Annotated in this window: 23 protein-coding genes, 2 pseudogenes and 1 riboswitch; of the genes and pseudogenes, 12 read left to right on the top strand and 13 right to left on the bottom strand. The window is 61.2% G+C overall.

The window, feature by feature from the left end; translation table 11 throughout:
* Positions 1-44: 44 nt before the first annotated feature.
* Positions 45-1,964 (bottom strand): methyl-accepting chemotaxis protein, encoded by a 1,920-nt coding sequence (locus LPW29_RS11735; protein ID WP_238628159.1) that lies wholly within the window; start codon positions 1,962-1,964, stop codon positions 45-47.
* Between the two features lie 633 nt (positions 1,965-2,597).
* Here LPW29_RS11735 and LPW29_RS11740 point away from each other — a divergent pair.
* Positions 2,598-5,477 carry a sensor domain-containing protein gene (locus tag LPW29_RS11740; RefSeq protein WP_238628160.1) on the top strand — a complete coding sequence of 960 codons (2,880 nt, stop codon included), beginning with the start codon at positions 2,598-2,600 and terminating at the stop codon, positions 5,475-5,477.
* A 185-nt stretch (positions 5,478-5,662) separates the two neighbouring features.
* Here the strand turns inward: LPW29_RS11740 and dinB are convergent, their stop codons facing one another.
* Positions 5,663-6,820: a DNA polymerase IV gene (gene dinB, locus LPW29_RS11745; RefSeq protein ID WP_238628161.1), complete on the bottom strand. Its 1,158-nt coding sequence runs from the start codon at positions 6,818-6,820 to the stop codon at positions 5,663-5,665.
* Between the two features lie 89 nt (positions 6,821-6,909).
* On the opposite strand from dinB, the gene LPW29_RS11750 reads away from it, so the two are divergent.
* On the top strand, positions 6,910-7,239 hold the full coding sequence (locus LPW29_RS11750; RefSeq protein WP_238628162.1) for a DUF4351 domain-containing protein: 330 nt from the start codon (positions 6,910-6,912) through the stop codon (positions 7,237-7,239).
* Positions 7,240-7,315: 76 nt separating this feature from the next.
* Here LPW29_RS11750 and LPW29_RS11755 read toward each other — a convergent pair whose 3' ends face one another.
* The 6 genes from LPW29_RS11755 to LPW29_RS11780 all read right to left on the bottom strand — a co-directional run bounded on the left by LPW29_RS11755 (position 7,316) and on the right by LPW29_RS11780 (position 11,665).
* Positions 7,316-8,077 (bottom strand): energy-coupling factor ABC transporter ATP-binding protein, encoded by a 762-nt coding sequence (locus tag LPW29_RS11755; RefSeq protein WP_238628163.1) that lies wholly within the window; start codon positions 8,075-8,077, stop codon positions 7,316-7,318.
* A complete protein-coding gene (locus LPW29_RS11760) occupies positions 8,074-8,820 on the bottom strand; it encodes an energy-coupling factor transporter transmembrane component T family protein (RefSeq protein ID WP_238628164.1) in 747 nt (248 codons plus the stop codon). Before LPW29_RS11760 ends, LPW29_RS11755 begins: the two co-directional genes overlap by 4 nt.
* Positions 8,813-9,436: a cobalt transporter CbiM gene (gene cbiM, locus LPW29_RS11765; RefSeq protein ID WP_238628165.1), complete on the bottom strand. Its 624-nt coding sequence runs from the start codon at positions 9,434-9,436 to the stop codon at positions 8,813-8,815. Before cbiM ends, LPW29_RS11760 begins: the two co-directional genes overlap by 8 nt.
* Complete coding sequence (locus LPW29_RS11770; protein ID WP_238628166.1) at positions 9,423-9,914, bottom strand: carboxypeptidase-like regulatory domain-containing protein; 492 nt, start codon at positions 9,912-9,914, stop codon at positions 9,423-9,425. Before LPW29_RS11770 ends, cbiM begins: the two co-directional genes overlap by 14 nt.
* Positions 9,898-10,629: a hypothetical protein gene (locus LPW29_RS11775; protein WP_238628167.1), complete on the bottom strand. Its 732-nt coding sequence runs from the start codon at positions 10,627-10,629 to the stop codon at positions 9,898-9,900. Before LPW29_RS11775 ends, LPW29_RS11770 begins: the two co-directional genes overlap by 17 nt.
* Positions 10,630-10,798: 169 nt before the next feature.
* Positions 10,799-11,006, bottom strand: a riboswitch (cobalamin riboswitch).
* 428 nt (positions 11,007-11,434) lie between these two features.
* Complete coding sequence (locus tag LPW29_RS11780; protein ID WP_238628168.1) at positions 11,435-11,665, bottom strand: serine hydrolase; 231 nt, start codon at positions 11,663-11,665, stop codon at positions 11,435-11,437.
* Positions 11,666-11,971: 306 nt separating this feature from the next.
* Here LPW29_RS11780 and LPW29_RS11785 point away from each other — a divergent pair, with 306 nt between their 5' ends.
* The gene (locus LPW29_RS11785) at positions 11,972-12,166 is read left to right on the top strand and encodes a rhodanese-like domain-containing protein (RefSeq protein WP_238628169.1); all 195 of its coding nucleotides are present in this window, start codon (positions 11,972-11,974) and stop codon (positions 12,164-12,166) included.
* On the opposite strand, the gene LPW29_RS11790 is transcribed toward LPW29_RS11785, so the two are convergent.
* The gene (locus LPW29_RS11790) at positions 12,154-12,951 is read right to left on the bottom strand and encodes a TIGR01458 family HAD-type hydrolase (RefSeq protein WP_238628170.1); all 798 of its coding nucleotides are present in this window, start codon (positions 12,949-12,951) and stop codon (positions 12,154-12,156) included. The genes LPW29_RS11785 and LPW29_RS11790 overlap by 13 nt on opposite strands.
* Positions 12,952-13,358: 407 nt before the next feature.
* Between LPW29_RS11790 and LPW29_RS15765 the strand changes: the two are divergent.
* The 3 genes and pseudogenes from LPW29_RS15765 (at position 13,359) to LPW29_RS11815 (ending at position 15,448) form a co-directional block, all read left to right on the top strand.
* Positions 13,359-14,613 (top strand): annotated as a pseudogene (locus LPW29_RS15765) (IS1380 family transposase).
* A 243-nt stretch (positions 14,614-14,856) separates the two neighbouring features.
* Positions 14,857-15,156 carry a DUF4010 domain-containing protein gene (locus LPW29_RS11810; protein WP_238628172.1) on the top strand — a complete coding sequence of 100 codons (300 nt, stop codon included), beginning with the start codon at positions 14,857-14,859 and terminating at the stop codon, positions 15,154-15,156.
* Between the two features lie 64 nt (positions 15,157-15,220).
* Positions 15,221-15,448 carry a cation transporting ATPase C-terminal domain-containing protein gene (locus LPW29_RS11815; RefSeq protein WP_338018695.1) on the top strand — a complete coding sequence of 76 codons (228 nt, stop codon included), beginning with the start codon at positions 15,221-15,223 and terminating at the stop codon, positions 15,446-15,448.
* Between the two features lie 109 nt (positions 15,449-15,557).
* Here the strand turns inward: LPW29_RS11815 and LPW29_RS11820 are convergent, their stop codons facing one another.
* A complete protein-coding gene (locus LPW29_RS11820) occupies positions 15,558-17,168 on the bottom strand; it encodes a BCCT family transporter (protein ID WP_238628174.1) in 1,611 nt (536 codons plus the stop codon).
* Positions 17,169-17,417: 249 nt separating this feature from the next.
* On the opposite strand from LPW29_RS11820, the gene LPW29_RS11825 reads away from it, so the two are divergent.
* On the top strand, positions 17,418-17,846 hold the full coding sequence (locus LPW29_RS11825; protein WP_238628175.1) for a CBS domain-containing protein: 429 nt from the start codon (positions 17,418-17,420) through the stop codon (positions 17,844-17,846).
* Between the two features lie 115 nt (positions 17,847-17,961).
* On the top strand, positions 17,962-18,288 hold the full coding sequence (locus LPW29_RS11830) for a rhodanese-like domain-containing protein (RefSeq protein WP_238628176.1): 327 nt from the start codon (positions 17,962-17,964) through the stop codon (positions 18,286-18,288).
* 12 nt (positions 18,289-18,300) lie between these two features.
* Here LPW29_RS11830 and LPW29_RS11835 read toward each other — a convergent pair.
* From LPW29_RS11835 to LPW29_RS11845, 3 genes and pseudogenes are all read right to left on the bottom strand, one after another.
* Positions 18,301-18,762: pseudogene (locus tag LPW29_RS11835) on the bottom strand (HAD-IA family hydrolase); the annotation flags it as partial.
* A 99-nt stretch (positions 18,763-18,861) separates the two neighbouring features.
* Positions 18,862-21,438, bottom strand: coding sequence for an ATP-binding protein (locus LPW29_RS11840; RefSeq protein ID WP_238628177.1), 2,577 nt, complete (start codon positions 21,436-21,438; stop codon positions 18,862-18,864).
* 257 nt (positions 21,439-21,695) lie between these two features.
* Entirely contained in the window at positions 21,696-23,636 is a 1,941-nt protein-coding gene (locus tag LPW29_RS11845) for an ATP-binding protein (protein ID WP_338018694.1), read from the bottom strand.
* 935 nt (positions 23,637-24,571) lie between these two features.
* On the opposite strand from LPW29_RS11845, the gene LPW29_RS11850 reads away from it, so the two are divergent.
* Genes LPW29_RS11850 through LPW29_RS11865 form a run of 4 tightly spaced genes read left to right on the top strand, consistent with a single transcriptional unit; the run spans position 24,572 to position 26,847 of the window.
* Positions 24,572-25,234, top strand: a complete 663-nt coding sequence (locus LPW29_RS11850) for a hypothetical protein (protein WP_238628178.1) — start codon at positions 24,572-24,574, stop codon at positions 25,232-25,234.
* 4 nt (positions 25,235-25,238) lie between these two features.
* Positions 25,239-25,511, top strand: coding sequence for a hypothetical protein (locus tag LPW29_RS11855; protein WP_238628179.1), 273 nt, complete (start codon positions 25,239-25,241; stop codon positions 25,509-25,511).
* A 29-nt stretch (positions 25,512-25,540) separates the two neighbouring features.
* The gene (locus LPW29_RS11860) at positions 25,541-26,353 is read left to right on the top strand and encodes a uracil-DNA glycosylase family protein (protein WP_238628180.1); all 813 of its coding nucleotides are present in this window, start codon (positions 25,541-25,543) and stop codon (positions 26,351-26,353) included.
* A complete protein-coding gene (locus tag LPW29_RS11865; protein ID WP_238628181.1) occupies positions 26,350-26,847 on the top strand; it encodes a hypothetical protein in 498 nt (165 codons plus the stop codon). Before LPW29_RS11860 ends, LPW29_RS11865 begins: the two co-directional genes overlap by 4 nt.
* Positions 26,848-26,905: the final 58 nt, after the last annotated feature.

A 26,905-nucleotide genomic window follows, 5' to 3' on the forward strand; every position in this document is an offset into this window, starting at 1 on the left:
TAAAATCCCGGGCAGGCGTAGGAACCTCAGGCACGCCCCAAAAGTCATACCTTGAAACGTCCTACCCGCATTTGAAGATCAGCCGCCAGCCGCGCCAGCTCATCGCTGGCCGCGGCAATCTGCGTGGAACCGCTGGCAGCCTGTTCCACGCCGCTGCTGATTCGCGTCAACGAGCGGTGCACATCCTCTGCTACGGCTGACTGCTCCTCTGCGGCACTGGCAATCTGGGTGTTCATGTCATTGATGGTGCTGATGCTTTGGGTGATGTCCTCCAGGGCCCTGGCGGCCCGTTCAGCAGAAGACACACCATCGGTGGCCTTGGCATGCCCGGCATCCATGACCTTCACCGCATCATTGGCAGCACCCTGCAGTTTCTCGATGATGCCCCGGATCTCCTGGGTGGAACTCTGCGTGCGGGTGGCCAGCGTGCGCACCTCGTCGGCCACCACCGCAAACCCGCGACCTGCCTCCCCGGCACGTGCAGCCTCGATGGCGGCATTGAGCGCCAGCAGGTTCGTCTGCTCGGCAATGCCACGGATCACCTCCAGCACCGTCCCAATGCTCTCGGCATCGCCCTGCAGGCGGTTGATCACGGACACCGCGCTCTGCACCTCTTCGGCCAGCTCGCCCACCTCCCGTGAGGTGAGTTGCACCACCTCGGCACCCGAATGGGCAGCGCGGTCCGATTCGGCAGCAGCATCGGCGGCCTGGCTGGCGTTACCGGCCACCTGGGTCACGGTGGCCGCCATTTGTGTCATCGCGGTCGCCACCTGCTCGGTCTCGGATTGCTGCTGTTGAACCTGTTCACTGGCCTGCCGGCTGGACACGGACAATTGCTCGGCTGCCGCCGACAACTGACTGGCGGCCTCCGAGACTTGCCTCACGAGAGTGTGAACACCATCGACAAAGGTATTGAAACTGCGTGCCAGATCCCCGAATTCGTCATGGCGATCCTCATTGAGCCGCTGGGTGAGATCACCATCCCCGGCAGCAATATCGTCCAGCGCCTGGCGTGTTTCACGCACCGGGCGCACGATCATGCGGGCCACCCAAATGATGATCCCGGCCAGCAACAAGAGGGTCATCCCGAAGACGACGATCAGCGTTGTCCGCAGCTCGCGCGCAGTCGCCAGCAAATGGTCCGTTGGGATGGCGACCGCCAGGGACCAGCCCGGCGTATCGGGAATGGGCTGGTACGCCACATTGAACGCGCGTCCCTGATCATCCACGTACTCCCCAATGCCCTGGTCACCGGCCACCATGCGCTGGGCAATGGCGACATACTCCTGATTGGCCACATCAAGGGCATTTTCCGACATGAGTCGCCGGGTATCCGGGTGGGCGATGGTCATGCCGCCAGAATCCAGAACCCAGGCCACGGCCCCGGGTTGGTCGATGACCTGCACAACAATGCGGGACAGGGTGTCCAGGGTCACCGTGGCGGCCAGCACGCCCAGCACTTCGCCTTGCGCATTTTCCACAGCATGGGCAAGGACGGTGATGGGGTTCCCGGTGCTGCGCGAGTAGACAGGATCGGTGACCACGGACACGTCCGTCTGATCCCGGACGATACGCTGGAAATAGCCCCGATCGGCCAGGTTGGAGCGGTGTTCATTGTGGTAGTAGGCCTCGCCATCGACGTCGGCGAAGAACAGCACCTCGTATTCATCGCTCATGCGCTGACCAAAGTGCTGAAGGACGCCCGAGATGCTGTCGGTATTGCCTGAAGCCAGCACCGGTGTCTGCGCCAGGGTGCGCACCACCCCCATGTGCGACTCCAGCCACCATCCCACGCTATCTGAGCCCGCGCTGGCCCGATTCTGAGCCGTGTCGTGCATCAAACCCACCACCCGGTGGTTAACCTGAGCGATGACAATGAGGGCCACCACAACCAGCGCCAGCACCATGGGGATACCAAACAGAATCAGCAGCTTGGGCGTCAATCGGAATCGTTGAAAAAACACTTGAACTCCTCCAGGGCCATACCCCCTCCCAGACCGGAGGCATGAGGCACATTATCAAACGCCATGACCACTGGCGAGTCTGACACATGTTCGCTTTGCGAAGGACTTACACCGTCCGACTGGCTTTCACCTCCGTCTGCCACCCGAACGTACCGTGAAATGGAAGAGCTACATGTTTATTGGTAGGGTGTCGAAATTTTAGACAAGTGTGCAGGCTCGTCCTTGCGATATGTCAAGAACTGCGATTGAATGACTCACATGGAAGAGGACAAAAAACCTGCAAGAGCGCACCATGAGAGGATCCAAGGTGATCTAGCTGCGCATGATAAGCAGAGCGTCAATGAGTGGCCCCCATACTCCATCCTCGCGCTCAACCATCAAGGTGAAGCATCCGATACCAATGGCGCTGCGCAGGCGCTAATGTCCACGGATCGGCGGCATTTTTCACACCTTGCAGGCCCTGAGCATGAATCTGATTTGCGCAAAGCCCTGGAGGAAGCCGCCCGCGACGGAGCGGCAGAACGATGTGGGATCCCCCTGCAAGGCAGTGACGGACAGGGAGTGATTGCGGACCTCAGGCTCATCCATCTCTCAGGTGCCGACGGGGAATCCACAGGATTCATGTGCACAGTGGTGAATCAGACCTCAACCAGGGGACAGCGACAGACCATCGCAGAGTTGCCCTGCCGACTATCCGAAGAGCAAGAACGTTATCGTGTGCTCACTCAATTCTCCCCGGACTGGGATTATTGGAGCAGCGAGGACAAGCAATTCCTATACGTGTCGCCCGCTTGCGAAGTGATCACTGGATATCCCGCTCAGGATTTCATTGATGACCCGGAACTGATGTTCAGAATCATCCACCCGGATGATCGGAATTTATATCATGAACACCTGAGCGCAGGTAGCCAGCATACTCCTGCACTACTGCATTTTCGCATCATGACACGTTCTGGAAGGATTCGCTGGATCGAGCACCACTGCCGAGTCGTCTGGGACGAATCGGGTCGCTATCGCGGGCATCGGGGGACGCATCGGGACATCACCGCACGTCGTGAGATAAATACGGTGCAGCGTGGCTATGACACAGCTCTGATCCAATTGCTGGACACCGTGCCGGATATCGCGATCCAGGGATATCGACTGGATGGAACGGTGATCTACTGGAATCCCGCCAGTGAGCGCCTGTATGGCTACACTGCCCAAGAGGCACTGGGCAGCAACCTGGCGGACCTCATCATCCCACCGCAGGATCTTGATGTCTTTTACGAGCGGATGCGGTGGATACGTCGGGGAGACAGCCTGCCCGCATCGGAAACGCTGATTCTGCGTCATCGGGAGGGACACCCGGTGAAAGTGCTTTCATGCCATGTGGTCGTGCCACATGCAGATGGAGAACCGCACCTGTACTGCATGGATATGGACATGCTGGCGCGACTCCAGGAACAGGAGAGACTCTGGGAAGCGGTCCAGGGAGGCAACGTGGGCCTCTTCGAATGGCGGCCAAGTGGAGATGTCTTTTTCTCGCGTGAACTCAAAGCGCAACTCGGCTACCAGGAGCATGAACTGGACAATGATATGGAGGCCTGGCGATCATTGATCCATCCCGATGACCGGCATGAGACCCTTCGGACGTTCGAACAGTACACATGTCAGCCCAAGGGGCGATTTCGTATCGAGATGCGCATGCGTCATCAGGCCGGTGGGTGGCGATGGATCCTGTATCAGGCCTCCCCCGTCTATGGCGCGGACAGACGCCTCAGCAAGATCCTGGGTTCCAGCCTGGATGTGACCGAGCGCAAACTGGTCGAGGAGCAAAGCGAGCGACTGGCCTACGCGGTGGAGCAAAGTCCCAGTGTCGCGATGCTCACGGACACCGACGGGGTGATCCAGTACGTGAATCAGCGCTTCTGCGACATTACCGGCTTCTCTAAGGACGAGGTGATGGGGCGGCGCCCCGGGATGCTGCGATATGGCGGCAAGAATACCGCAAAATACCCAAAACTCTGGGAAACCATCCGCAATGGTGACACCTGGGAGGGCGAATTCAACAATCGCACCCGCTCGGGCGAGCCTTACTGGGAGCAGGCACGGATCTCACCGATCCGCAATGGACGAGGTGAAGTCACTCACTACATCAAGCTGGCGGAGGACATCTCCGACAAGCGCGCCCTGAACGAGCGTCTGGAATATCTTGCCTTCCACGATCCATTGACGGGCCTGCCCAATCGCGGCGTCATGCTGGACCGGATTGGGCAGGCGATAGCCCAGGCCCGTCACGATGAACATACCCTGGCCGTGATGCTAATCGACCTGGATGAGTTCAAGGTGGTCAACGATTCTCTGGGTCATGCCCTGGGGGACCAACTGCTGATCCAGGTGGCGCATCGCCTGCGCAGCCTGCTGTGCGAGGGGCAAACTGTAGCCCGCTTCAGCGGGGACTCATTCATCCTGCTCCTGCCCAACCTATCTCATGCGGAGTACACCATTCTCGTGCTTGAGAAAATTCAGCAGGTCTTGAGCCAACCGATCTTCTTATCGAGTCATCAGATGTCCGTGACCGTGAGTATCGGTATTTCCGTCTATCCCGGCGACAGTGACCGCCCGGAAGACTTGATACGTCATGCCGATGCCGCCATGTATCGCGCCAAGGCCGAGGGTCGACGCTGCTATCATTTCTACACCCCGGAGATGGATGCGGCGCTACAGGAACGCATGGAACTGGATCAGTCCATGCGCCAGGCACTGGAGAGAGACGAATTCCATCTCGTCTATCAGCCCCGGGTGGACCTGGCCAGCGGGCGCATGCTCAGCCTGGAAGCCCTGGTGCGCTGGCGTCACCCCCAATGGGGCATGATCTCGCCAGGTCGCTTCATTCCCCTGGCGGAGGAGACCGGCTTCATTCTCTCACTGGGGCCGGAGGTGCTGCGACAGGCCTGCGAACAGATTCGCGCCTGGAAGGCCCGGAACGTGCCAACCGTGACTGTGGCGGTGAACCTGTCGGCACGGGAGCTGCGTGAGCCCGACGTGGTTGAACGCATTCTGGGGATGCTGGCCGATACCGGCCTGGAGGCGAACGATCTGGAAATCGAAATCACCGAAAGCGCGGCAATGAGTTCCATTGAACAGACCATACGCACGCTGACCGAACTCAACGATCATGGTATCCGTGTCTCCATTGATGATTTCGGCACTGCCTATTCCTCGCTCAACTATCTCAAGCGTCTGCCGGTGCACGCCATCAAGATCGACCAATCCTTCGTCTCCGAGATGGAGGAAGACCCCGCCAATCATCCCGAGGATGCCGCCATCATCCGGGCCATCATCGGATTGGGCGAGACCCTGGGTATGAAGGTCATCGCTGAGGGCATTGAAAACACCGTGCAGCGGGACTTCCTGCTCGATCATGGCTGCGTACAGGGCCAAGGTTATCTGTATAGCCGTCCCTTGCCTGCCGAGGAAATGGAGAAGTTCCTGGTTCTCTCGGCAACTTTCGATACAGGGCGTTCTTGAACCACGCGCAGCTTAATCACGAGCAGCATCATTCCTCAAGGAACCTGGCATAGAGAGGATGTCCCCGGGGGCAGTAGAAGGTCGATAAGGGGTCGTTCGTGACAGGTCTATAGGTGCCCGCTCTGGGTCGACTGCAGGTATCCACCCTGGCGCCACGTCCCCAGCCTCGCCAAACGCCAGCAGTTTCACTCGTCGAAGGCCAACTCGCCCTGCTCCCAGAGCCCCGGGTCTTCAGCGACATCGGCAACCGGCACCAGGGTGCTCACGCGCACGCCCAGCAGCCGCAAAGGCCGATCCATGGGCGCCCGGCGCAGGCACTCCCGGCTGGCGGCCAGCAGGTCCGCCGGCGCATCAATGGGCACGCGCAGCGTGTGGTCCCGGGTCAGCGTGCGAAAATCCCCATAGCGCAGCTTGATGCCCACGGTCCGTCCACGCATGCCCAGCGCCTGCAGATCAGCGGCCACCCGTTCACATAGCGCCACCAGGATCCCGGTGAGTTCGGCACGGTCCTGCCTCGGATGCAGATCGCGCTCGAAGGTGGTCTCGCGGCTGACCGACTTGCGCTCGGCCTCCGTAACCACCGGCCGATCATCACGTCCGTGCGCCGCGTCATGCAGCCAGGCGGCATATCGGGGTCCGAAGTGTTCCTGCAAAAGCCCGAGATCTGCCCGGGCGAGATCACCAACGGTATGAATATTCAGGCACGCCAACCGCTCTGTGCTCCTGGGCCCGATTCCGTTGATCTTGCTGGCCTTCAACGGCCATATGCGGTCCACCAGATCCGCCGGACCCACGTGCGTGAGACCGTCCGGCTTGTCGAACTCCGAAGCCATCTTCGCCAGCAGCTTGTTGGGCGCGATGCCGATCGAGCAGGACAATCCCGTCGCCGCGTGCACCGCCTCCTTGATCCGGCGGGCGAATGGCTCAGGGTCGCTGCCGTGGGAGGTCAGGTCGATGTAGATCTCGTCGATCCCACGGTCCTCAATCCTCGGTGCAAGGGAGGCAACCGCCACCTTGAAGCGCATCGAGTAGTGCCGGTAGGCCGTGAAATCAGCAGGTAGCAGAACCGCATCCGGTGCGAGCCGGGCGGCGGTCATCAGGCCCATGCCGGAACGCACGCCCCGGGCACGCGCCTCGTAGGTCGCGGTGGTCACCACGCCCCGGCCACGGTAGTCACGCAGATGGGTGAACTGAAGGACACCCTCGTCGCCAACCGTTGGCGCCATGACACGGCGCCCACCCACCACAAGGGGCTGCCCCCGCAGTTGCGGATAGCGCAGCAGTTCCACGGACGCGTAGAACGCATCCATGTCGAGATGGGCAATGCAGCGGCTGCCGTCCATTGGCGGCATTGTCCATGAATCCGTCAAAACCTGCACAGCCCCGAGGATAACGGGCTGCCGACCGTCCGCCTCGTCCCTGGACTTTTTATGTGGGACTGCTCTACCAGGATCTGACCCGCCAGAACAAACTGACACCCAGTGGCAAGCTGTCGCCTGTCCTGCCCGTGCTCTACAATGGAGAGGAACTCTGGCGCCAGGAGGGCCTTGAAGAAGGCCTTGAACGGGGCCTTGGACAAGGGCGTGAGCAAGGCACTCGTCGCATGCTGGCCAGGCAGATCGTCAAGAAGTACGGCACGATCCCCGCATGGGCGCAAACCCGACTCGACCAGGCCGATACCGAGCAACTGGAAACCTGGGCTGATGCCATCCTGGAAGCAGAGACGCTTGAAGCCTTGCTGAGCGAGGTGCCCAGGCACTGAGTCTGTCGGCGGGCGCAGACGAAGACACAGGTGCATTGTTCCGAGCGATTCCCGAACGGCAGTCGAATCGGGGAACCTACGACGGCCGAGCGATCATTGTTTCCGATCTTGCCCGGATTCTGGCGCGCAGGCTTGCTGGCACCTCCTGGCCATGCGTTTCCATCAGGGCTTGATCGCCGAGGATCGCTGCGCTCGGGCCATCGGAGCGTATGCGGCCATCATCGATCAGGATCACCCGGGGGCAGAGATCGAGGATCATTTCAAGATCGTGGCTCGCCACCATGAGCGTCTGCTCCATGCCGGACAGCAGCGTGATCAGTCGACGGCGGCTGCGCAGGTCAAGCGCGGCGGAAGGCTCATCCAGAAGCATCAGCCGTGGCTGCAAAGCCAGCACGCCAGCGATACAGGCGCGCCGTTTCTCGCCGCCCGAGAGGTGGTGAACGGGGCGCGACGCCAGATCGGTAAGTCCACAGACCGAGAGGGCCTCGGCCACCCGCGCCTCCAGTGCCGCGCCCGTCAGGCCCAGGTTGCGCGGGCCAAACGCCACGTCCTCGGCCAGGGTGGGGCAGAAGAGCTGATCCTCGGCCTGCTGGAAGACGAGGCCGACGGCGGGGTTGAAGGCGCCAGGACGAACCGGCGCGTCATCGATTTCCAGCACGCCCGCCGCCACCGGCAGCACGCCCGCCAGCGTCAGGAACAGGCTCGACTTGCCCGAACCATTGGGACCCACCAGCCCCACCCGCTCGCCCGGCGCCAACGCGATATCGAGGGCCGTGAGCAGCGGCACCTGGCCGGGCCAGGCCACCGACAACCCCTGCGCCTGCACCCGCGCCGTCATCCGACCCGGTCCACCAGCAGCACCAGCATGGCAAGTCCCGCGGCCAGCATGATCCCGACCCGGTCGCGCGCCACCATCGGGGCCAACGGTGCCGCGAGGCCGCCCGAGTGGCCCCGAAGCCGCATCGCCGCCCAAAGGGTCTCGGCCCGCCGCTGGCCGCGGATCAGCGCGGCGGCCAGTATCAGACCATGCCCCGGCAGGTTGCGCCAGCCCGGCCGCTCGCCGCGTAATCGCCCCGCCAGGCGGGCGCGCAGGATCTCGCTCCGGACCTGCTCAAGGTAGCGCAGCGTCAGCAGCAGCAGGTCGGCAAGCACAGCCGGCACCTTGAGGCCACGAAGCCCGGCTGCCAGCCTGTGCGGTGGGAGTGTGGAAAGAAGCGCCAGCGTCACGGTCACGATCGCCAGCAGCCGGCCAGCGACCAGGAGACCGACCTGAAGACCTTCGGCATGCAGGCGCAGCGGGCCAGCCTGCCACAGCACCGTCGGCCCGGCCACGAGGGGGAACACCAGCAGGAAGGCGCCTGCCAGCACGAGCGGCGCCCGCAGCCCCCGCAGTACACGCCAGGGCTGCCCCGAAGCGAGCGCCAGCGCCAGCGCCAGCACGAGCAACAGCGGGACGGTCATCACCTGCTCCACCGCGGCGAAGCCGAAGGCGAGGAGCAGCGCCATCGCCAGCCGCGCGCGCGGATCGTCCGGCAGCAGACCCGCCTGGTCCGGCCCCACCAGGGCATCGCCGTCAGGCACGGGGCAGAAGTCCCGGTTCCACCCTGGCAAGCACGCGCAGCACGACCGCGACAAGCACCCCTTCGGCCAGCACCAGTGGCAGATGGGCAAGCAGGAAAACGGCCAGCGCAGCCCGCTCCGCCGCAGCATCCACCTCGGCAGGGAGTCCCCACAGCACGAAAACGGCGAAGACCGCCAGAGACAGCACCACCCCACCGCTGCCGGCAATCACCGCCGCGAAGGTGGACGCCCGTGGTTCCAGGGCCCGCCAGACCCCCCAGGCGATCAGCGCGGCCGGCGCAAGGATCAACCCGTTCAGCCCCAGCGTGGTCAGCCCGCCATGGCCGAACAGGACCGCCTGCAGGAACAGGCCTACCAGGATCGCCGGTACCGCGTACCAGCCCAGGAGCACGCCCATCAGCCCCGCCAGCATCGGATGCACCGTCGTTGGCGGCACCGGCACCGCGAGGGATGAAACAGCGAAAAACACTGCGGTCAGCATCGCTGCCCTCGGCATGGCCGCGCCCGGATCGGGCAGGCGCGCAATCCGGGTGAGACTGAAACCCAGAAGCGCGGCGCTGCCGATATAGCCGCCGACGACCATGCCCACCGGCAGCAATCCGTCAGGCAGATGCATCGCCACGCCTCCGGCGCCAGAAGTAAAGCCCCGTGCCCAACGCACCCCAGGCCACCAGCGCCACCATCACCACTTGCTGCAGCGGCCCGGTCTCAGCGTACCCGCCTGTGAAAGCGAGAACAGGGGCATCGGCATCTCCATCAGCGCCTGAAGGGCCCACCTCCACATGGGCAACGGCCCCGTGCCCGGCCTGGCGCACCTGCACCGTCCAGCGGCCGGGCACCTCCAGGTCGGGAGCGAAGAGATAGCGCCCCTCGGCGTCGGTCGTACCCTGGCGCCAGGCGCGGGTGGGATTGTCGGGGGCGTAGATGATGACCTGCGCCTCGGCCATGGGCTCGCCGGTATCGTATTGGGCGTGCAGACGGATGGCCGTGGCTGCCTCGGCATCGAGCAACGCGGCATGACCCAGCGCAGTCAGCGGCGCAAGGGCCAGGAGCCCCGCCATCGCCGTGGCAACCCCGTTAGAGTGGGCCGTCATGGCAATGTCCCTCGCCCACATGACCAACATGCAGACCATTCAGCGAGAACTCCTGCATCCCGCCTTCAGCAAAGGCGTCGAAACCCAGTGCCTCAAGGTTGGTGGGATCATCAGCAGCCCAGTCTGCGCGGCCGAACAAATGGTCCAGGTGCAGCGTGATCTCCAGGTCGGAACCCTCGCCAGTCGTGACAAAGCCCTTGCGTTCGTCGCCCACGTATTCGCCGCAGGCATGGGCGATTGCATCACGGGTGGCCAGGGTGAAGTCCACCTCCTCCCCATCGCGGGTGGCCGTGCCCTCGAAGACCAGTGAAAATCCCTCAAACTCGCCCTCCGGCGCTGGCGCCAACGTCCAGGAAAGTGCGTTGTAAAACCCTTGTTCGGCGTCCACGGTGGCCACCTCGACACGGTCCTTGTCATCGGCAGCGACCAGGTCAACGGTAAAGGGACCAACCATTTCCAGCGCATCGCCGGTGATCCCGGGGCCGTCTGCCGCGAACGGCGGATCCGTGCGCCAGGCGGTCACATGGTCGACGGTGGCGATCACACGCGAGAAGCTGAGCTGCCAGCCGTCTTTCGTCAGTTGCGGGGCGTTGAACCCTTCGGTTGCGAGATCCTGACCTGAAACGAACAGGGTGAGCGTTTCGGCCGTGGCGGCGGCGGGTGCCAGGGCAAGCGTGGGCGCGAGGATCGCGGCGGCGCGGGAGAATCGGGTCATGATCGGCCTTTCGGTTGGTAAACACGGCAGCACACCAATGAAGGGCGTGCGGCGCGGAATGTCAGGGCCGTCCCGGTGGAGTGCGCTTTTTCGAAAGGAAATGCCCCACAGCCCGAGGCTGGGACATGTCGCCATTGGCGATCCCTCCGCCGGACACCCCGTCCGGTCTGGCGGCTATCAATGGATGGCAGGTCTCCTGGCTCGCGGGTCGCAGCACCCTCCGCCTTCCCGGCCGTCCCCAAGGGGGCTGGTCCGGTGGCGATGGAGGGCACTCTCCGCTTACAGTTGCGGGGGCAGCACCGGATTAGGAGGAGGCCTCCGCACCGGTTTCCCTATTCTCCCGACTCATGCCGGGCACCATTCGCGCGAGAGGATAGCCACAGCACATCATTGGCACAAGCCCTGGACTCAGCGCATGATCGATACGGCGGCAATTCGCCGGTTGAGGCTCGCCTGGGCCGTGTAATGGGTGTCGTTGAGGTTCACGTAGCCGGCGACGTGCAGGAACTGAGTGCTTGTCATGGCTACGACAGGGGCTCTGGGTTTGGCGAGCCGGCCTATCGCACACAGTGTGATTCAGTCTCATCACCACCATGAAGATCCAGCGCGCTGCGCAGATAGGCCACCAGGTCCGCCTGCTCGCCGGGATCGTAGGGCTGCTGACCGGGTGCAAGTTCCCACCACCAGGGACAAAATAGCCGATGACGCCCGGCAGGGCCCGTCCACGAACACGTAACGATCCACCTGGCCGCTCACGAGTTTCACATGCAGCGTGGTTGGCTGTGACGACGGCACTTAATCCTGCTCAAACACCGGCCTCGGCCAACCTGACCACCGCCGTGGCGGTCAATGTCTTGCCAATGGAACCCGCCTGGAACAGTGTGTGTTCATCAACCGGTAACGGGTTCTCGATGCTCGTCACCCCGTGGTAAGCAATGCTTTCCTTCCCGGCGTGCCACACACCAGCGGCCACGCCGGGTAGAGCGAACGCCTCGGCGAGATCAGCAATCAACTCCTGCAACGCATGCGGGTTCACGCGTCATAATGTCCACCCACTTGCCCGGGTTGTCCAGCGGCGGAGATCCTTCGATCGCGCCCAGGTGCTGGAACTTTTGGGCCCCAATATGCCACCTGCACTGCAGGTTTAACCTGAGTGCAAAAGGTTGGTATCGGCTGTCGGCCCGAACCGGGCATTTGCTCTGCACTGACCAGTGACTCCAAACCGCTCTGGACCGGACAGGTTATTCCCATGTGTTGGTGAGGCTCATGCGAGGCGAGCTCTTTATTTCGCCTCAGAGAGGGCGTGATGGGAGGCCTCTGATAGGGTGGGACGTAACAGCAGGTGGGTCGCGTCGCCGGGGGCAAGGATCGCAAGATCGTGGTCTATTGCGCCAACTTCGACTGCGACGCCTCCCGCAAGGCCGCGGCGAAGCTCGACAATACCGGCTTCACTGATGTCCTCGACTATGAGGGCGGCACCAGGACTGCTTCGAGCAGAAAAAAGCCGCCTGAGTATCGTGCGGGTCAATCGGCCTGAAGCACCCCTTGGACAATGTTCTGAAGGCTTTCTGCCAGACCCGCGCCGGAGCAGGAGACACGATCCTCGTCTCCGGCGCGGTACTTCCCGGTCCGCACCAGGCAGGCCGCCAGTCCGGCGGAGCGTGCCCCATCAATATCACCGGCATAATCGTCACCCACCATGAGTACCCGCTCCGGTGGCAGTTCGAGGCCCGCGATGGCTGCATGGAAAAGCCGCTTGTCGGGCTTCCCGAAGTTTTTTGCCTCCACCTCAGCGGCATATTCCAGTGCGCGGACGAAAGGTCCCAGATCCAGCGACAGCCCGGTGGGCTCCTGAAAGTATCGGTTCATACCCATGGCCCACAGTTCTGCGCCGTCCATGAGCGTGCGGAAGGCATTGTTCAGCGTTTCGACGCTGAAATGCTCGCCCATATCGCCCAGCACCACAACCTCAGCGTCGCCAGCCGCGGAGTCGCAATCCGCAAACTCAGCCCTGAGATCCGGGTGCACGAAGAATCGGGCTGCTCGTCCCTGTCGCTGAAGTTCTGCACGGATCGCGCTCGGGGCGGTGGTGAGCGCCTCGTCCGGGAAGTCGAACCCAAGTGTACGCAGCCGATCCAGGATGCGCCTGCGCGGCTGCCGCGTCGTATTCGTGATCAGCCGCAGGGGAAGTCCCGCGCTGCGAGCCATCTCCACCGCTTCCCGCGCCCCGGGAACGGCTTCGTCCCCCACATACAGCACACCTGAAAGGTCAAGCAACAGGGACTCGACAGAATCAATTCCCTGAGGTGCTCGTTCGAACATGGCTCCAGCCCTCATGGCACCAACTGGGTCTACCCGCACCGGCATGGCAGTGGGATCTACACCGACTGATCACACTTTATCATGGAGTACGCAGCCCCGATCAGATGGCAATCCGACATCGTGGTAATAGATCCAGAACTGACCCCGGAAAACCGCGACGAGCTCGGTCACATCCTCGACACCCCCATCAGCGACCTGGTGGGCCCCGATCTCATGGCACCACCTCTCCCTCCCATTGCTCTCGAACCAGGGCTACGGACCCTGGGAGTCCCTGAACCTCTATCGCATCTGGTGGATGGTCCCTGAATCCGTGACGAAATCTCGCCAAATTTCATGATTAGCCCTCAAAAACAACAAGATAAATGAGAAAATCGGGGCTTCCCGTTGCACCAGTTGGGTGAACCCAGATGCCCCTCAAAAAACCTCGCCTTGAGCAGTCGCCGCGCCGGATTCTCACCGCCCATGCGGGGCTGGCCCTGATTGGCGAGGCGATTGCGGCATCCCGCCTGGATCAGGCGGTGAAGTCGATGGGATCTTACCGGGGCACCGACCATGGTCAGGTGCTCAGCACCTACCTGGGGCTGCTGACCCTGGGCAAGAGCGACTTTGAAGCCGCCGAGGGGGTGCGCAAGGATCCCTTCTTTCTGTCCTGCATGGGCTTGAAGCGCGGGCTGTCGGCAGCGCGATTGCGTCAGAGCATGGATGCCTCGGCCATGGATTATGCCCGCGCCCTGGATCGGGCCAACCTGACCTTCCTTCAGCAGGCGAAGGTGCCGGTGACACCGTTGTCCTGCGGCCATGTGGCGCTGGATCTGGATCTGTTTGCCCAGGATAACTCGGGCACCCACAAGGAAGGTGTGGGCTACACCTATTGGGCTTTGACGGCTACGGCGTGATGCCGGCGTATCTGGGTGAAGAGGGCTGGTGTCTGGCCACCGAGCTCAAGCCAGGATCCGAGAACAATCAGAACGGCTTTGGGTTCGTGCTGGATCGCGTGCTGCCAGCGGCGCGCAGCCTCACTGAACGCCCCATTCTGATGCGCCTAGACAGTGCCCATGATGCCCTGGAAAACCGAGTGCGCGCGCAAGCCGAAGGCATTGACTTCATCATCAAGTGGACCCCCGACAGGCGTCGGCGGCGGACTGGCTGGCGCATGCGGATGGCCTGGAGGCGAGCAAGGTCAAGTGGGAAACGCCCCGCGAGGGTAAGCGGATCGCCACCTTCAGCGTCAACGAAACCCGGAGTTGGCAAGGGCAGGAGTACACCTTCCGACGCGTCATGCGCGTGGTGGAGCGCACCATTGACCGCAAGGGCTGTATCGCGGCCATGCTACCTGCGAGCAATTCCATTCCGAGTTCAAGACCGACATGGACCTGGAGCGCCTGCCCTCCGGCAAGTTCGACACCAACACCCTGGTCATGACAGCGGGCACTTTCGTCTACAACGTCCTGCGCTGGATCGGCCTGAAGGGTCTGATCGGCAATGACTCACCCGTGCGCCATCACCCGCCAAGCGCCGCCGCATCCGCACGGTGTTTCAGGAGTTGCGGCACAACTGGTTCACCATACCCGCCAGGTACGGCTACGTTTTGACGCCCATTGTCCCGGCTTCGCCGCCTTCAAGCGTGTACTCACGCAGCTCAAGACCTGCGCGTCCGGATAGACGGATAAGGCGATTCACATCCCAAGCCCTCTCGCACAGCTGGAACCCAGGCGGCGTGGATACCCGTGGAATGCACCTCGGGAATCGCCACCATGCTCTGCTTGGATGGGCTCAAATTTCATGGATGAACGCCTTCAGGTACCCTGAACGCTGGTTGGCCACCGGTCACAGCGTCCTTCGCGGGATTGCTTCCCAACCATGGTCGGCTTCCGGTCCCGCAGACGGGGTTGGCCACGGATTCAGGTGGTCGTCCTGATCGCCGGGATCTCCTTCGTTGGCTATTGTGCGACGAAGCTTGTCGGCACGCGTCGCGGCATCATGGCGACCGGGCTCCTCGGCGGACTCGCCTCTTCCACTGCGGCGACCGTCAATTTTTCCCGACTTGCGCGCACGGGTGAGGGCTCTGAGAACATCCTGGTAGCAGGTATTCTCGTCGCGTGCGCGACCATGTTTCCGCGAGTGCTGATCATCAGCAATGTCTTCAGCTGGACCCTCGCGACCACCCTGGTGTGGCCGCTGGTGGCCATGACGGTCGTCAACTAGCTCGGGGCCTGCCCTGTTCTAGTATTGGAGCGGCCAAACCACCTCTCAGGATGGAAGCGCGCGCCTGAAGAATCCTTTCGAACTCAAGCCGGCCCTGATCTTTGCCATGCTGGTGGTGTTCCTGCAACTGGCCTGGATCTACACCCCGCCCATGCAGGTGCTGTTCGGCAGCGGTGCACTGGCCTGGCACCACTGGGGCATCATCATCGCCGGCGCGGCCATTGTGTACCTGCTGGTCGAGGCGGAGAAGGCGGTCTGGCGCTGGCGATCCGGTGGTCATACCGTCGATTGAACGCCAGGCCCCATGACGGCAGCCGAGGCGTGCATTTTCCGGCGGGGGAAGCGGCCCCGAAACCTTTCGGTACTGGGGCCGCTTCCCGGTGCATTGAGTGGATCACCGGTCAGGCATAGCCATGCTTGATCAGTTTCAACTCCTGATAAAGCGCTATGCCCAGGCTCACACACATGAACAGCAGCACAACGGTGAATGGCAGGCCGGTGCTGATCGCTCCGGCCTGTAGCGCATTGAGGGCCGCATCGCCGCCGATGGCGAGCAGCATGCCGGCTACCAGGCCCTCGATTACAGCCCAGAAGATGCGCTGTGGCGTAGGCGCGTCCAGCTTGCCTCCCGAGGTGATACTATCGATGACCAACGAGCCGGAATCCGAGGATGTGATGAAGAACACGAGGACCAGCACGATGGCCAGGAAGGATGTGATACCCGTGAACGGCATCTCATTGAGCATCTGGAACAGGGCCAGCGAGGAGTCGCCGATGCCATCGGCCAGTTGGCCCACACCTTCCCTGACCTGATCAATGCCGCCACCACCAAAGGCGCTCATCCACACCACCGTCACGAGCATCGGCAATATCAGAACAGCAGTCATGAACTCGCGCACGGTACGACCCTTCGAAACACGGGCGATGAACATGCCGACGAACGGGCTCCAGGAAATCCACCAGGCCCAGAAGAAGATGGTCCAGGAATGATAGAAAGTGGTGTCCTCACGGCCGACCGGATTGCCCAACGGCAGTATGTACTGGACGTAGCCCCAGACAGTCGTGCCCGCATTGGCGACGAAGGCAATCAGGCCCCCGGCGATCATGACGAAAATCAGCAGTGCTAGGGCGACCAACATGTTGATGTTACTCAGCAGGCGAACACCGCCATGAATGCCCCGGACCACCGAGATCACCGCAATCGCGGTCACCCCGATGATAATCGCAATCTGCGTCATCAGACCACCGTCAACGCCGAACAGGAATGCCATGCCGCTGGCGGCCTGTTGCGCCCCCAGACCCAGCGAGGTCGCCAGACCGAACAACGTGGCCAGAACGGCCAGTGTATCGATAACGTGGCCAAACCAGCCCCAGACCCGATCACCGAGCAGCGGATAGAACGTCGAGCGAATGGTCAGCGGCATACCCTTGTTGTAGGCGAAAAAGGCCAGCGACAAGGCCACGACACCGTAAATCGCCCAGGGATGCAGGCCCCAGTGGTACATGGTGGCACCCAGGGAAGCCGTTGCATCACCGCCGCCCACATTCAGCGGCGTACCGAACCATTCCGTGAAGTAACCCACCGGCTCGGCAACCGCCCAGAACATCAGGCCGATCCCCATGCCAGCGGCGAACAACATAGAGAACCATGACAGATAGCCAAACTCGGGCTTGGCATCCTGGCCTCCCAGCCGGACCTTGCCCACCGGTAAAATGATGAGGGCCAGACAAAACAGCACGAACAGGTTGCCGGCCGTGAGAAACAGCCAGTCGAACTGCTCCCCTATCCAGACCCGAGTCGACTCCAGAACCTCTTTCGACACCTCGGGGAGGATCATGGACATGACAACAAACACAAGGATCAACGTCGAGCTGATAACAAACACAGGGTTGTGAATGTCCATTCCCATGGCCTTGATGTTGTCCTGACCGACTTCATAGTCCGTGTCGTAGATTCGCTCGATCCTTTTGATCTCTTCTGGTTTGGGGCGACGCCCTTTGTGCTCACTCATAAGCCATTTCTCCTTGTACAAGAACCCAGCTGCCGGCGCGGTCGATCAAGGTCATACCAGCTTAGCCCCGAAGATGACGCACGCTCGACTTTCCGTCGAGTGTAGTGCTCATGAGCATATGATCAACCGTGCGCTTCTTTCCAACGGCATATCCGGTTGTGTTCCACCGGGGATCACCACCCCGCCCCAGGAACTCATGTGCTCATGACTGTCCCAAGGGGTGAAGTCATCGAAAAACGGGAGGCAGTCATGAAAATTGCCGACGCCATGACAAAGAGTGTCGATACCATCACCGCTGGATCTTCGATCATGGAAGCCGCCAGGAAGATGCAGGAGATCGGTGCGGGCTTCCTGCCCATCACCGATGCCAATCAAGACCGGTTGATTGGCGTCACGACCGACCGCGATATGGTGATTCGGTGTCTTGCCGAGGGCAAGGATCCATCGGCCACTCCGGTCCAGGAGGCCATGAGTGAAAAGGTTCTGTACTGCTTTGGCAATGACGAACTGGACGCTGCGGCGAAAAGCATGGCAGAGCAACAAGTGTATCGGCTGGTGGTCCTGGACAGCCCGGAATCCAAGCGCCTCGTGGGCATCATCACGGTGGGTGATATCCGCCGGCATGGAGACGAGGCCGCCGCTGAACGGGCCGCAGAGCGTATTGCCGACGCCGCTTGACCCATCATGGCCTACCGACCGTTGCTGTAGCGGTCGTAAAGCCAAGGCAATGCGGAAGGGACGCCGCACGCGGTGCAATGTACCGGCCCTGTGCCAAAACGCGAGGGGTTCCAACATGAAAACGATAGATCGCGAACAACTCAAGCAGATGAACGAAGAAAAACATGAGGACTTCGTCCTCATCAACGTGCTTCCCCGCGAAGCCTTCAAGAAACAGCACATTCGGACTTCGATCAACATCCCCGTGGGGTCCGATGATTTTACCGAGCAGGTGGACCGGATCGCCGGAGGCAAGGATCGGAAGATCGTGGTCTATTGCGCCAACTTCGACTGCGATGCCTCCCGAAAGGCCGCGGCGAAGCTCGACGATACCAGCTTCACCAACGTCTTCGACTATGAGGGCGGCACCCAGGACTGGTTCGAGCAGAAACAAGCCGCCTGACCGTCGTATCGGTCAATCGGCCTGAAGAATTCCCCGGACAATGTTCCGAAGGTCTTCGGCTAGCCCCGCGCCGGAGCGGGAGACACGATCCTCGTCTCCGGCGCGGTACTTCCCGGTCCGCACCAGGCAGGCCGTCAGTCCGACGGAGCGTGCCCCATCAATGTCGCCGGCATAATCGTCACCAACCATCAGCACCTGCTCCGGCGGCAGGTCGAGGCCCGCGATCGCGGTGTGGAAAATGCGCTTATCCGGTTTCCCGAAGTTTTTCGCCTCCACCTCAGCGGCATACTCCAGCGCGCGGACGAAAGGCCCCAAATCCAGTGACAGCCCGCCTGACTCCTGAAAGTAGCGGTTCATTCCCATCACCCACAGATCGGCACCATCCATAAGTGTGCGGAAGGCTTCGTTCAGCGTGTCGACGCTGAAGTGCTCGCCCATGTCCCCCAACACCACAACGTCAGCGTCGCCAGCGGGTCGTGAGCGGCAATCGTCTCCTGCTGAACTGGAGCAATTACGGCAACAATTGCCAGTATTCCCAACCACTCCCACAAACTTTAGAGTGTAAAAGCAGTTTCAGATTCGTGGGTTCGTCGTCGATGACGAAGAGGTATCCCCGCCCGTGGTTCCCCCGGTTCGTGCCGTATCCCCGGCAAGGCAGCGCCTCATGACATCCAGAAACCGCTCCACATCCAGCGGCTTGGTCAGGTAATCGAAAAACCCCGCCGCCCTGCCCCGCTCAACGTCTCGCGGCATCGCACGAGCCGTAATGGCAATCACCGGGGTGTCCTTCAACCCGCCCTCGGCACGCAGGGTTTCCAGCACACTGTAGCCATCCATGCCGGGCAGATTGATATCCAGCAGGATCAACGCGGGTCGGCGCGAGCGCGCCAACTCAAGCCCCAGCTCCGGGGTATGTGCGGTGATGAGATGAACGTGCGCCACCCGGCTCAGGATCTGCTCCATCAGCTTGATATTGGCAGGGTTGTCCTCGATGCACAGTACCTTCACCGGCGCATCTACGGTGGAATCGATGGTCACCGATGCTAGCCTTGAGGCCTCTGGCTCGCTCCCGCTGTCACGCGCTTCTCCCTGCGGCAGTTCAATCCAGAAGGTGCTGCCGACCCCGACCTCGCTCTCCAACTCCACGCTGCCGCCCATCAACTCGATGATGCGCCGGGTCAGAGTCAGGCCGATGCCGGTGCCGTCAATCCCGCTGGTCTCGGCGCCCAGTCGATTGAACGGTTCGAACAACTCCGATAGGCGCTCCGACGGGATGCCGTACCCCGTATCTGCGACCCGGATGCGGAGTCGGTGGTGTTCGATCGCCTGCACGTCCAGACTCACACGACCGTCCACGCGGTTGTACTTGATGGCATTGGAGAGCAGGTTGAGCAGTGCCTGCTTGAGACGGGTGCGGTCCGCCTGTACCGAAAGCCCCTCGCCTCCCTCATGGGAAAGTTGGATCGAGCGCTCTTCGGCCAGGCTGGACACCAGTGACAGGCATTCCTCCACCACGCAGTCGACCTTCACCGTTTCCAGCGACAGGTCAATCTGACCGGAATCGATCTTTGCCAGATCCAGGACCTCGTCGATCAATGCCATGAGGTGACCACCCGCCTTGAGGATCTGGTGGACATCGTCGTGTTGCGCCTCCGACAGGCTGGCGTCGTATTCCAGGATCTGGCCGAACCCGAGGATGGCGTTCATTGGGGTGCGCAACTCGTGGCTCATACTGGAGAGGAACTCGGACTTGGCCTGGTTGGCCCGCTCCGCCTCCTCGCGGGCGGCGATCAACGTCTCTTCGAACTTGATGCGCTCGGTGACATCTTGCACCGTTCCGATCAGTCGCAACGCTTTACCAGTAGCATCACACAATCGTTCCGCCAACGTCTGCACGTGGCAAATATGGCCATCGGACCGCACAATGCGGTGCACCACATCGGCTTTGTGGCCAACCTTAACCCGTCGCTCATACTCTTTGATCAGCGCCCGGTCGTCCGGGTGCACATTGGCATAAAACCCATCCACGGTGGGGGTGAAGTGACCGGGTTTGTGGCCGAAGATCCGATAAATCTCATCAGACCAGAAGAGCTCTTCCGTCGCTAAATCCAATGTCCAGTGACCAAGCGAAGCGAGAGTGTGGGCCTGAAGTAGCTGTCGCTCCCGCTCGGCCAGGGCCAGCTCGGCCCGTTTGCGCTCGGTGATATTGACGTGGTTGATCACGACGCCACCGCCGTTGTGTGATAGAGGCGTCACCGTCATCTCAAACCAGCGTTCCTCGGTTGGAGAATGACAGGGATACTCCAGACCAAAGCTGGGAGCGCGCCCACTCATCACCGCCTCGATACCCGCTGCCACATACTCGGCGTCCCGGCGTGCACTGTCATTGGGATCAGCGGGCCCATCCTGACTCGGGCAGCACACATCCAGGTAGTTGATTCCGATATGGGCATGCGGAGCCGCCCCAGCCATTTCCGGCGCGTTCGCCATCGCAAAGCGACGCCAGGGTTCATTGACCGCCACAATCACACCCTCACGATCGAGAACCGCGATATGGGCGGACACTGAGTCGAGCACCGTCTGCGTAAAGTCCTGCTGTTGCTGAAGGGCGCGTTCGCCTGCAGTGCGTACCAGCGCACTGCCGATCAGACCGGCCAGCAGGCCGAGCGGCTCCAGCACTGGTGTGTCACAGGCACGCGCGCTGTGCAGCTGCTCAAAGCCAATGAAACCCAGGACTCTGCCACCCCGGCAGATGGGGAATGCATACAGGCTGTGGACGCCCCGGGATTCGAACAGGACGCGTTCCTCCTCGGCCTCTCGGGGCCATGCAGAGACGTCCGAGATGATGACCGACGTGTTGCGCTCCATCTGATCCCACCACCAGGGAAACCGGTCCTTGGGTAACCCTTCCAGTACGTTGCTTTGCAACAGGTCCTGCGGGGCACACCAGTGATGGCTCAATTCCATTCTGGTGCCATCCTTGGAGGCCTGGAACAGGTGCGCGTAGTCGATGCCCAAGGCCTCGCCCACCCGATGCAAGACCCGTTCGAGGGTCGCATCCAGAGTGTCCGCACCTGCGGCCAGCAGATCTCCCGCTGCCTCACTTACCAGGCGTTGCATGGCGTTCTGGTCACGCTCACGTTCGTACAAGAGAGTCTCCTGGTTCGACTGATCCTCCACCACATGGATCATGTGGCGAGGCTTTCACGAACCCACTTTGCCGATCAACGTCGTCCATCGTCAAAGATCTCCCAAAGTCGGTGGGGCTTGACCAAGTTTACTGTGAAACCTCAAACCGTGCCGATATCCCCGCTACCATCTCTATGTGAGTGCACTGGACCGCGTCCAACCCTAGTGCCGAAATGCACAATTTACCGATTTCCCTGCCCCCGTGCCCGGCACATCCTTCAGGAGAGACTCCTTTCATCATCGGCCATGTACGCTTGGATGGCACTCATCACCTCATCGATATCAAAGGGCATGCCGATGTAACGATCAAAGCCTGCCTCAAGCCCCTTGGATATATCTTTGGCCGAGGCTCGGGCCGTCAAACCCACCACAGGGATGTGACACGTTGCCGCCATGGACCTGAGTCGCTCAAGCACCTCAAAACCATGCATATCCGGGAGCTCAAGGTCGAGGAAGATCAAGCGAGGTTTGTAGGCGATGGCCAGATCCAGCCCCAATGAACCCGTCGGAGACCCCATGTAGTCCACACCGTTCGAACGCGAGAGCACACGCTGCAATAGCCTGAGGTTGGTCGTACTATCATCAATGTGCAGAACCAGCCCGCGGGCCTTTTTGGCTTTCATGGTCACCGATGGCATCACTGACACGGGAGGGTGAGCACCATTTCCCAGAGGCATAATGATCGAAAATCGACTGCCCGACCCCTGGCGGCTTTCCACGGTCAGCGTACCGCCCATCGCTTCCACCAGCTTCTTGCTGATGACCAGGCCGATACCCGTGCCTTCCACATGCTCTCGCCCCAGTCGCTCAAAGGGGCGGAAAACATCATCTAGCCGATCCTGCGGAATACCGATTCCTGTATCTTTGATATCAATACGGACACTTTCTTGTTCACCGTCGCCTTGCCGGCGCACACTGAGTTTCACCTCGCCATTGGGGCGATTGTATTTAATGCCGTTGGACAACAGGTTGACGATGACCTGACGCAGCCTGATGGGATCACAATCGACCGCAATACCATCCCCCACATCCAACTCCAGCCTCACGCGGCGTTCTTCCGCCAAAGCCGTGACCAGGCTGAGGGATTCTTCCGCAAGCATCCCACAATCTTCGGTCGAGGTCGAAAGCTCAAGACGACCCGATTCCACCCTCGACAGATCCAGGATCTCGTCGATCAGCCCCACCAGATGCTGGCCTGCCTTCTGAATCTCTTCGAGGTTGGCGGCCTGCTCTGGCGTCAGGTCGGGATCGTGTTGGAGCAGTTGGCCAAAACCCAGCACGGCGTTCAGCGGGGTACGCAACTCATGGCTCATTCCGAGAACGAAATCCGACTTGAACTGATTCGCTCGGTCTGCGGCCATCTTGGACTCAATGAGGGTCTGCTCGAGCCGCTTGCGTTCCGAGACATCCTGTGTCGTACCAAAAATCTGCACAGGCTCACCGAGCTCATCAAAACGGATCCGAGCCCAGTGTGTCGCCCAGATAAACTCACCATTATCCCTGCGTATTCGGCATTCGATCGGTTTGATGTTGGGTTGCCTGGCACACAGGGCCGCCTCGTGGTTTGCCTTCACGCGATCCAGATCATCGGGATGAACCCGTCCCCAGTGCTCCTCGGCCGTGAGCTCAAAATCGCACAGATTGCAGCCGAGCATGTTGCAGGTTGTCTCGCACCACCAGACACCATTGGTTCGCAGATCCATCTCCCAGTGACCCAACTGAGCCAACTCGCTGGCCTCCCGCAGGCGTGCGCGGCTGAGGGACAGTTCGGACCCCATTACCTTGAACTCCGTGATATCAACAATCTGCCCGTGCCAGAGCACCGACCCATCGGGTAACGATTCGGGCTGGGCGTACTCCTCAACCCAAAGCAGGCCTTGTTTCGGATGGTGGACCCGGTACTGGTAGCGGAGGGGAGTTTGAGAGGCGGCCAGATGACCGTAATGGTGTCTCACTTGGGAAGCATCGTCGGGATGCATCCGCCCTACCACCGTCATGGGATCATTCAGGGCCTGATCGGGTGTCAGGCCGAAGATCGCCTCAATGGCCGGGTTGACGTACTCATAGCGGCAGGTCCCATCCGGGTGCATTCGGTACTGAAAGACCATCGCCGGCAGACACGACACGCTGCGCGCCAATGTATACGATTCACCCGTCATTACACTTTATCCTCAGCTTACTGGAGCCATACGCCCCCCCCCCACGTCGAGGAAGGAGCCACGTGCAGCCCAATTTCCATTGAGAAATGCCGGCGGCAGTACAGACCAACGCGGACACATTTCTTGGGCAAGGATATCAAACACCGGTGAACCGCGCGTAACATCCCCGGACGTCTCGGTACCGGCCATAGAGGTCGGCCTCCCAGCGAAGCGACATCCTTGAGGTGCCCTCGGCACATGGGGAGGTAGCGCAGTCCGGAGTAGGACATCAGTTGCTGCTACACGCTATCCTGCTGGGGTCCATGCTTGACCAAGGTGCCGAAGCGCCCGGGAGCGTCGCTGGGTGGCAATTGGATACGGCAACTGCAGGCGGCTAGCCAGGGCCTCGTAGGGAACGCGCTGCAGTAAGGCCGAGGCTGAGGTGTTCCACCAGTCAGAGGGTCTGTCTCCCAGAGGCTATATGAGCGAGCCAGTAGCGGAGGCCAAACACTTAATCAATGCGACCTCCGGTGGGAGCCGGTTGCCGCTTGCGAGCGGTTTGCGGCCATTCGCCAGTGCAGATCAAATGCCCGCTTCGGGTCGGCAAGAGACAGCCATTGGTCGGGCTCAGCCCTGACCGGCCACCCAAGTGTTCGGGACCACAGGCCGCACGGCATCAGACTTGAGCACTTACCGGACGGTGAATCGTTGCCTGTCCCACAAGGCATCATCCATGTCACCCACCGTAGGGGCGCGATTGGTTCCAAGCCGCCGTGCAGACGTGGCGCCGCCCGAGTTGGCGGCCAGCCAGAGCTCGACTGAAACGGTGCTCCCAATCTCCGAACCCCTCTCCAGCGGCCCGCGCTCGCTTCCGACGAGAAATGTGCCACTCGTGTTGACATATTAAGACGGGGGGCCCATACTTGCCTCGCGATATGTCATCAGGGGTAACACAAATGGCACAAAAAGACGGTAGCTCCGTACAAGAACAGTCGATTCGTCGCGAGTACATGCGCATGCGTACGGTCACCGAACGCGCACTACTTGCCGAACTTCGGGAAACCTACGCTGGGCTGCTGAACACGCTGTCGAATTATGTGCTGGGAGACGAGGTGCTTGAAGCCTACGGCATCGATGAGGCGGCGACCGTGGAGAACCTGCCGGATCTAAGCCGATTTGAGGGAGTACATAACGTTCTGGGCTTTCGCCGTTATGCGGTGGACGGTCAGTTCCATTTTGAAGGCGAGGTCGAAGGCTATTGGCAGGGCACCGCTCACTTCACCTCGCAGATGATGGGCATTGCCTACGGTGGCGGCGACAACCCGGCGCCTGTCCTTTGCCTGCGGGTCCTGCATCAGGGGTCAGCAAGGATGAAGCTGGACACAGGGACCAATGTGGGAAATTTCGAGACCACCTATGAGCCCCACCTGACCCTGCATGAAATGGCCCTGCTCGCTGGGATGGCGGAGCGCGCCGTGCGCAATGCCACCCTCGATAGCGCCTCCGACCGACTAAAGACGGTGGCGGATGGCAGCCGCGTGGTTGTGGAAGCAACGGAGGCGCTACGTTGGCTGCGTGGTCGCCGGGGCTTTGTCGAGACCCAACGAGTTCAGGGGTAACGCCATGAACAACATGACGATGCATGCCCGTACACGGAGCCAGCAGCGCGGAATCCCACCGATGATCGTGGACCTCTTGCTGCAGTTTGGCAGTGAAAAACAACAAAACGGCGGAACCGTCTATTACTTCGACCGCCGCGCGCGGCGCAACCTCGACGCTTACGCCGGAGGAATTATGCCAGGACTTGATAAGTGGCTCGGCACCTGTGTCGTTCTCGGCAGTAACAACAAAGTTGTCACGACGTACTTCCGCGACATGCGGATCAAGCAGAAGTAACCGGTCAAACCTTCGAGAGTGCTGAAAAAATGGAACAGGCAAAACGCTTCGAATCGGCTCTACGCAATCTTTCTGCGGCCGCGCTCGCATCCTCCGAGCTACCGCGTTCACTGATGATGAGTCAAAGCGGTAACGTGGAGGTGTTCTACGCGCCGTTCGACTACGTGAACCCAAACGCCCGCCTGGTACTTGTCGGCATCACGCCCGGCGTGCAGCAGGCCATGAACGCGATCCGCAGTTGTCACCGCGAACTCGCCGACGGTGCCAATCTCGCGACTGCGCTGCGCAAGGCCAAAGGAGATGGAAGCTTCAGCGGTGCCTTGCGGGGGAATCTGATCCGTCTACTGGACAGCCTCGGCGTGCAGCACTGGCTAGAGATTCCATCCTGTGCATCCCTGTTCGACACGCACATGGATCTGGTTCACTTTACGTCGGCGTTAAAGTACCCGGTGCTGGTCGATGGAACGAACTACTCCGGTCGGCAGCCGGCGATGACGCGCGACTCGCGGCTGCTTGCTGAACTTGAGCGCTGGCTGCCGGAGGAACTGGCGCAGCTTGAGCGACCGCTGATTGTCCCGCTTGGGGATTCAGTCGCTGGGGCCATTGATCATTTGGCGAACAGGGGATCGATTGATGCTCAGCAGGTTTTACGCGGCTTGCCCCACCCGTCCGGGGCAAACGCCGAGCGTATCGCCTACTTCATAGGTAGCAAGCCGCGCGCGAAACTATCCGTCAAGGTCGACCCGGACAAGCTCGATGCCGCCCGTGAGCAGGCCCTTAGAGCCATCGCCAAGCTTCTCCAAGGTCGTTTCGTATCGAGAGGGATAGAGATGCCACAATGAGTGACGCAAGAAGCTTTATCTACCAGTGGGCCGGGAGCGAGTGGACGAAGAAAATTCGCTCGGGCTGGCTGAGGCTCGACTATTTGGGCGGCGAACGCTTCGCGCAGGTTGGGGTAAAACCAGGCGATCAGGTTTTCGTCGTCTCCGTGCGTGTGGGCGAATTGTTCCTCGGCGGGCGCGTTGTTGTCTCCGCGGTATGCGACCTGCACACTGCGGCAAGCATCCTCACCCGAGATTCGGATGACCTGTGGCCGGCAAGCCAGTACGTAATTGCGGAGCCTTCTACGGTCAGTGATCTTTTACCTGGGCTGATCGTGCCTGCCGCAGTAGTCGACCGTTTAGAAATGTTCTCTCCAGGTAAAAAAAGGAGGACCGTCAAGCGAAGAGATGATGGCCGCATTGATCCACAGACTCTTCGCCATCTTGGGGAACTCATGCCCGGTTCCGCGCAGGCGCTGACCCGTGAGCTAGAGCGAAAGTTTTCCAGAGTATAGGAATGAGAAACACCCTTTTCAGGAGGCGGCAACTCCATATTCACTGGAGGAGTGCGGC

This window comes from Ectothiorhodospira sp. 9100, from assembly GCF_022227565.1.
Lineage (GTDB): Bacteria > Pseudomonadota > Gammaproteobacteria > Ectothiorhodospirales > Ectothiorhodospiraceae > Ectothiorhodospira > Ectothiorhodospira marina.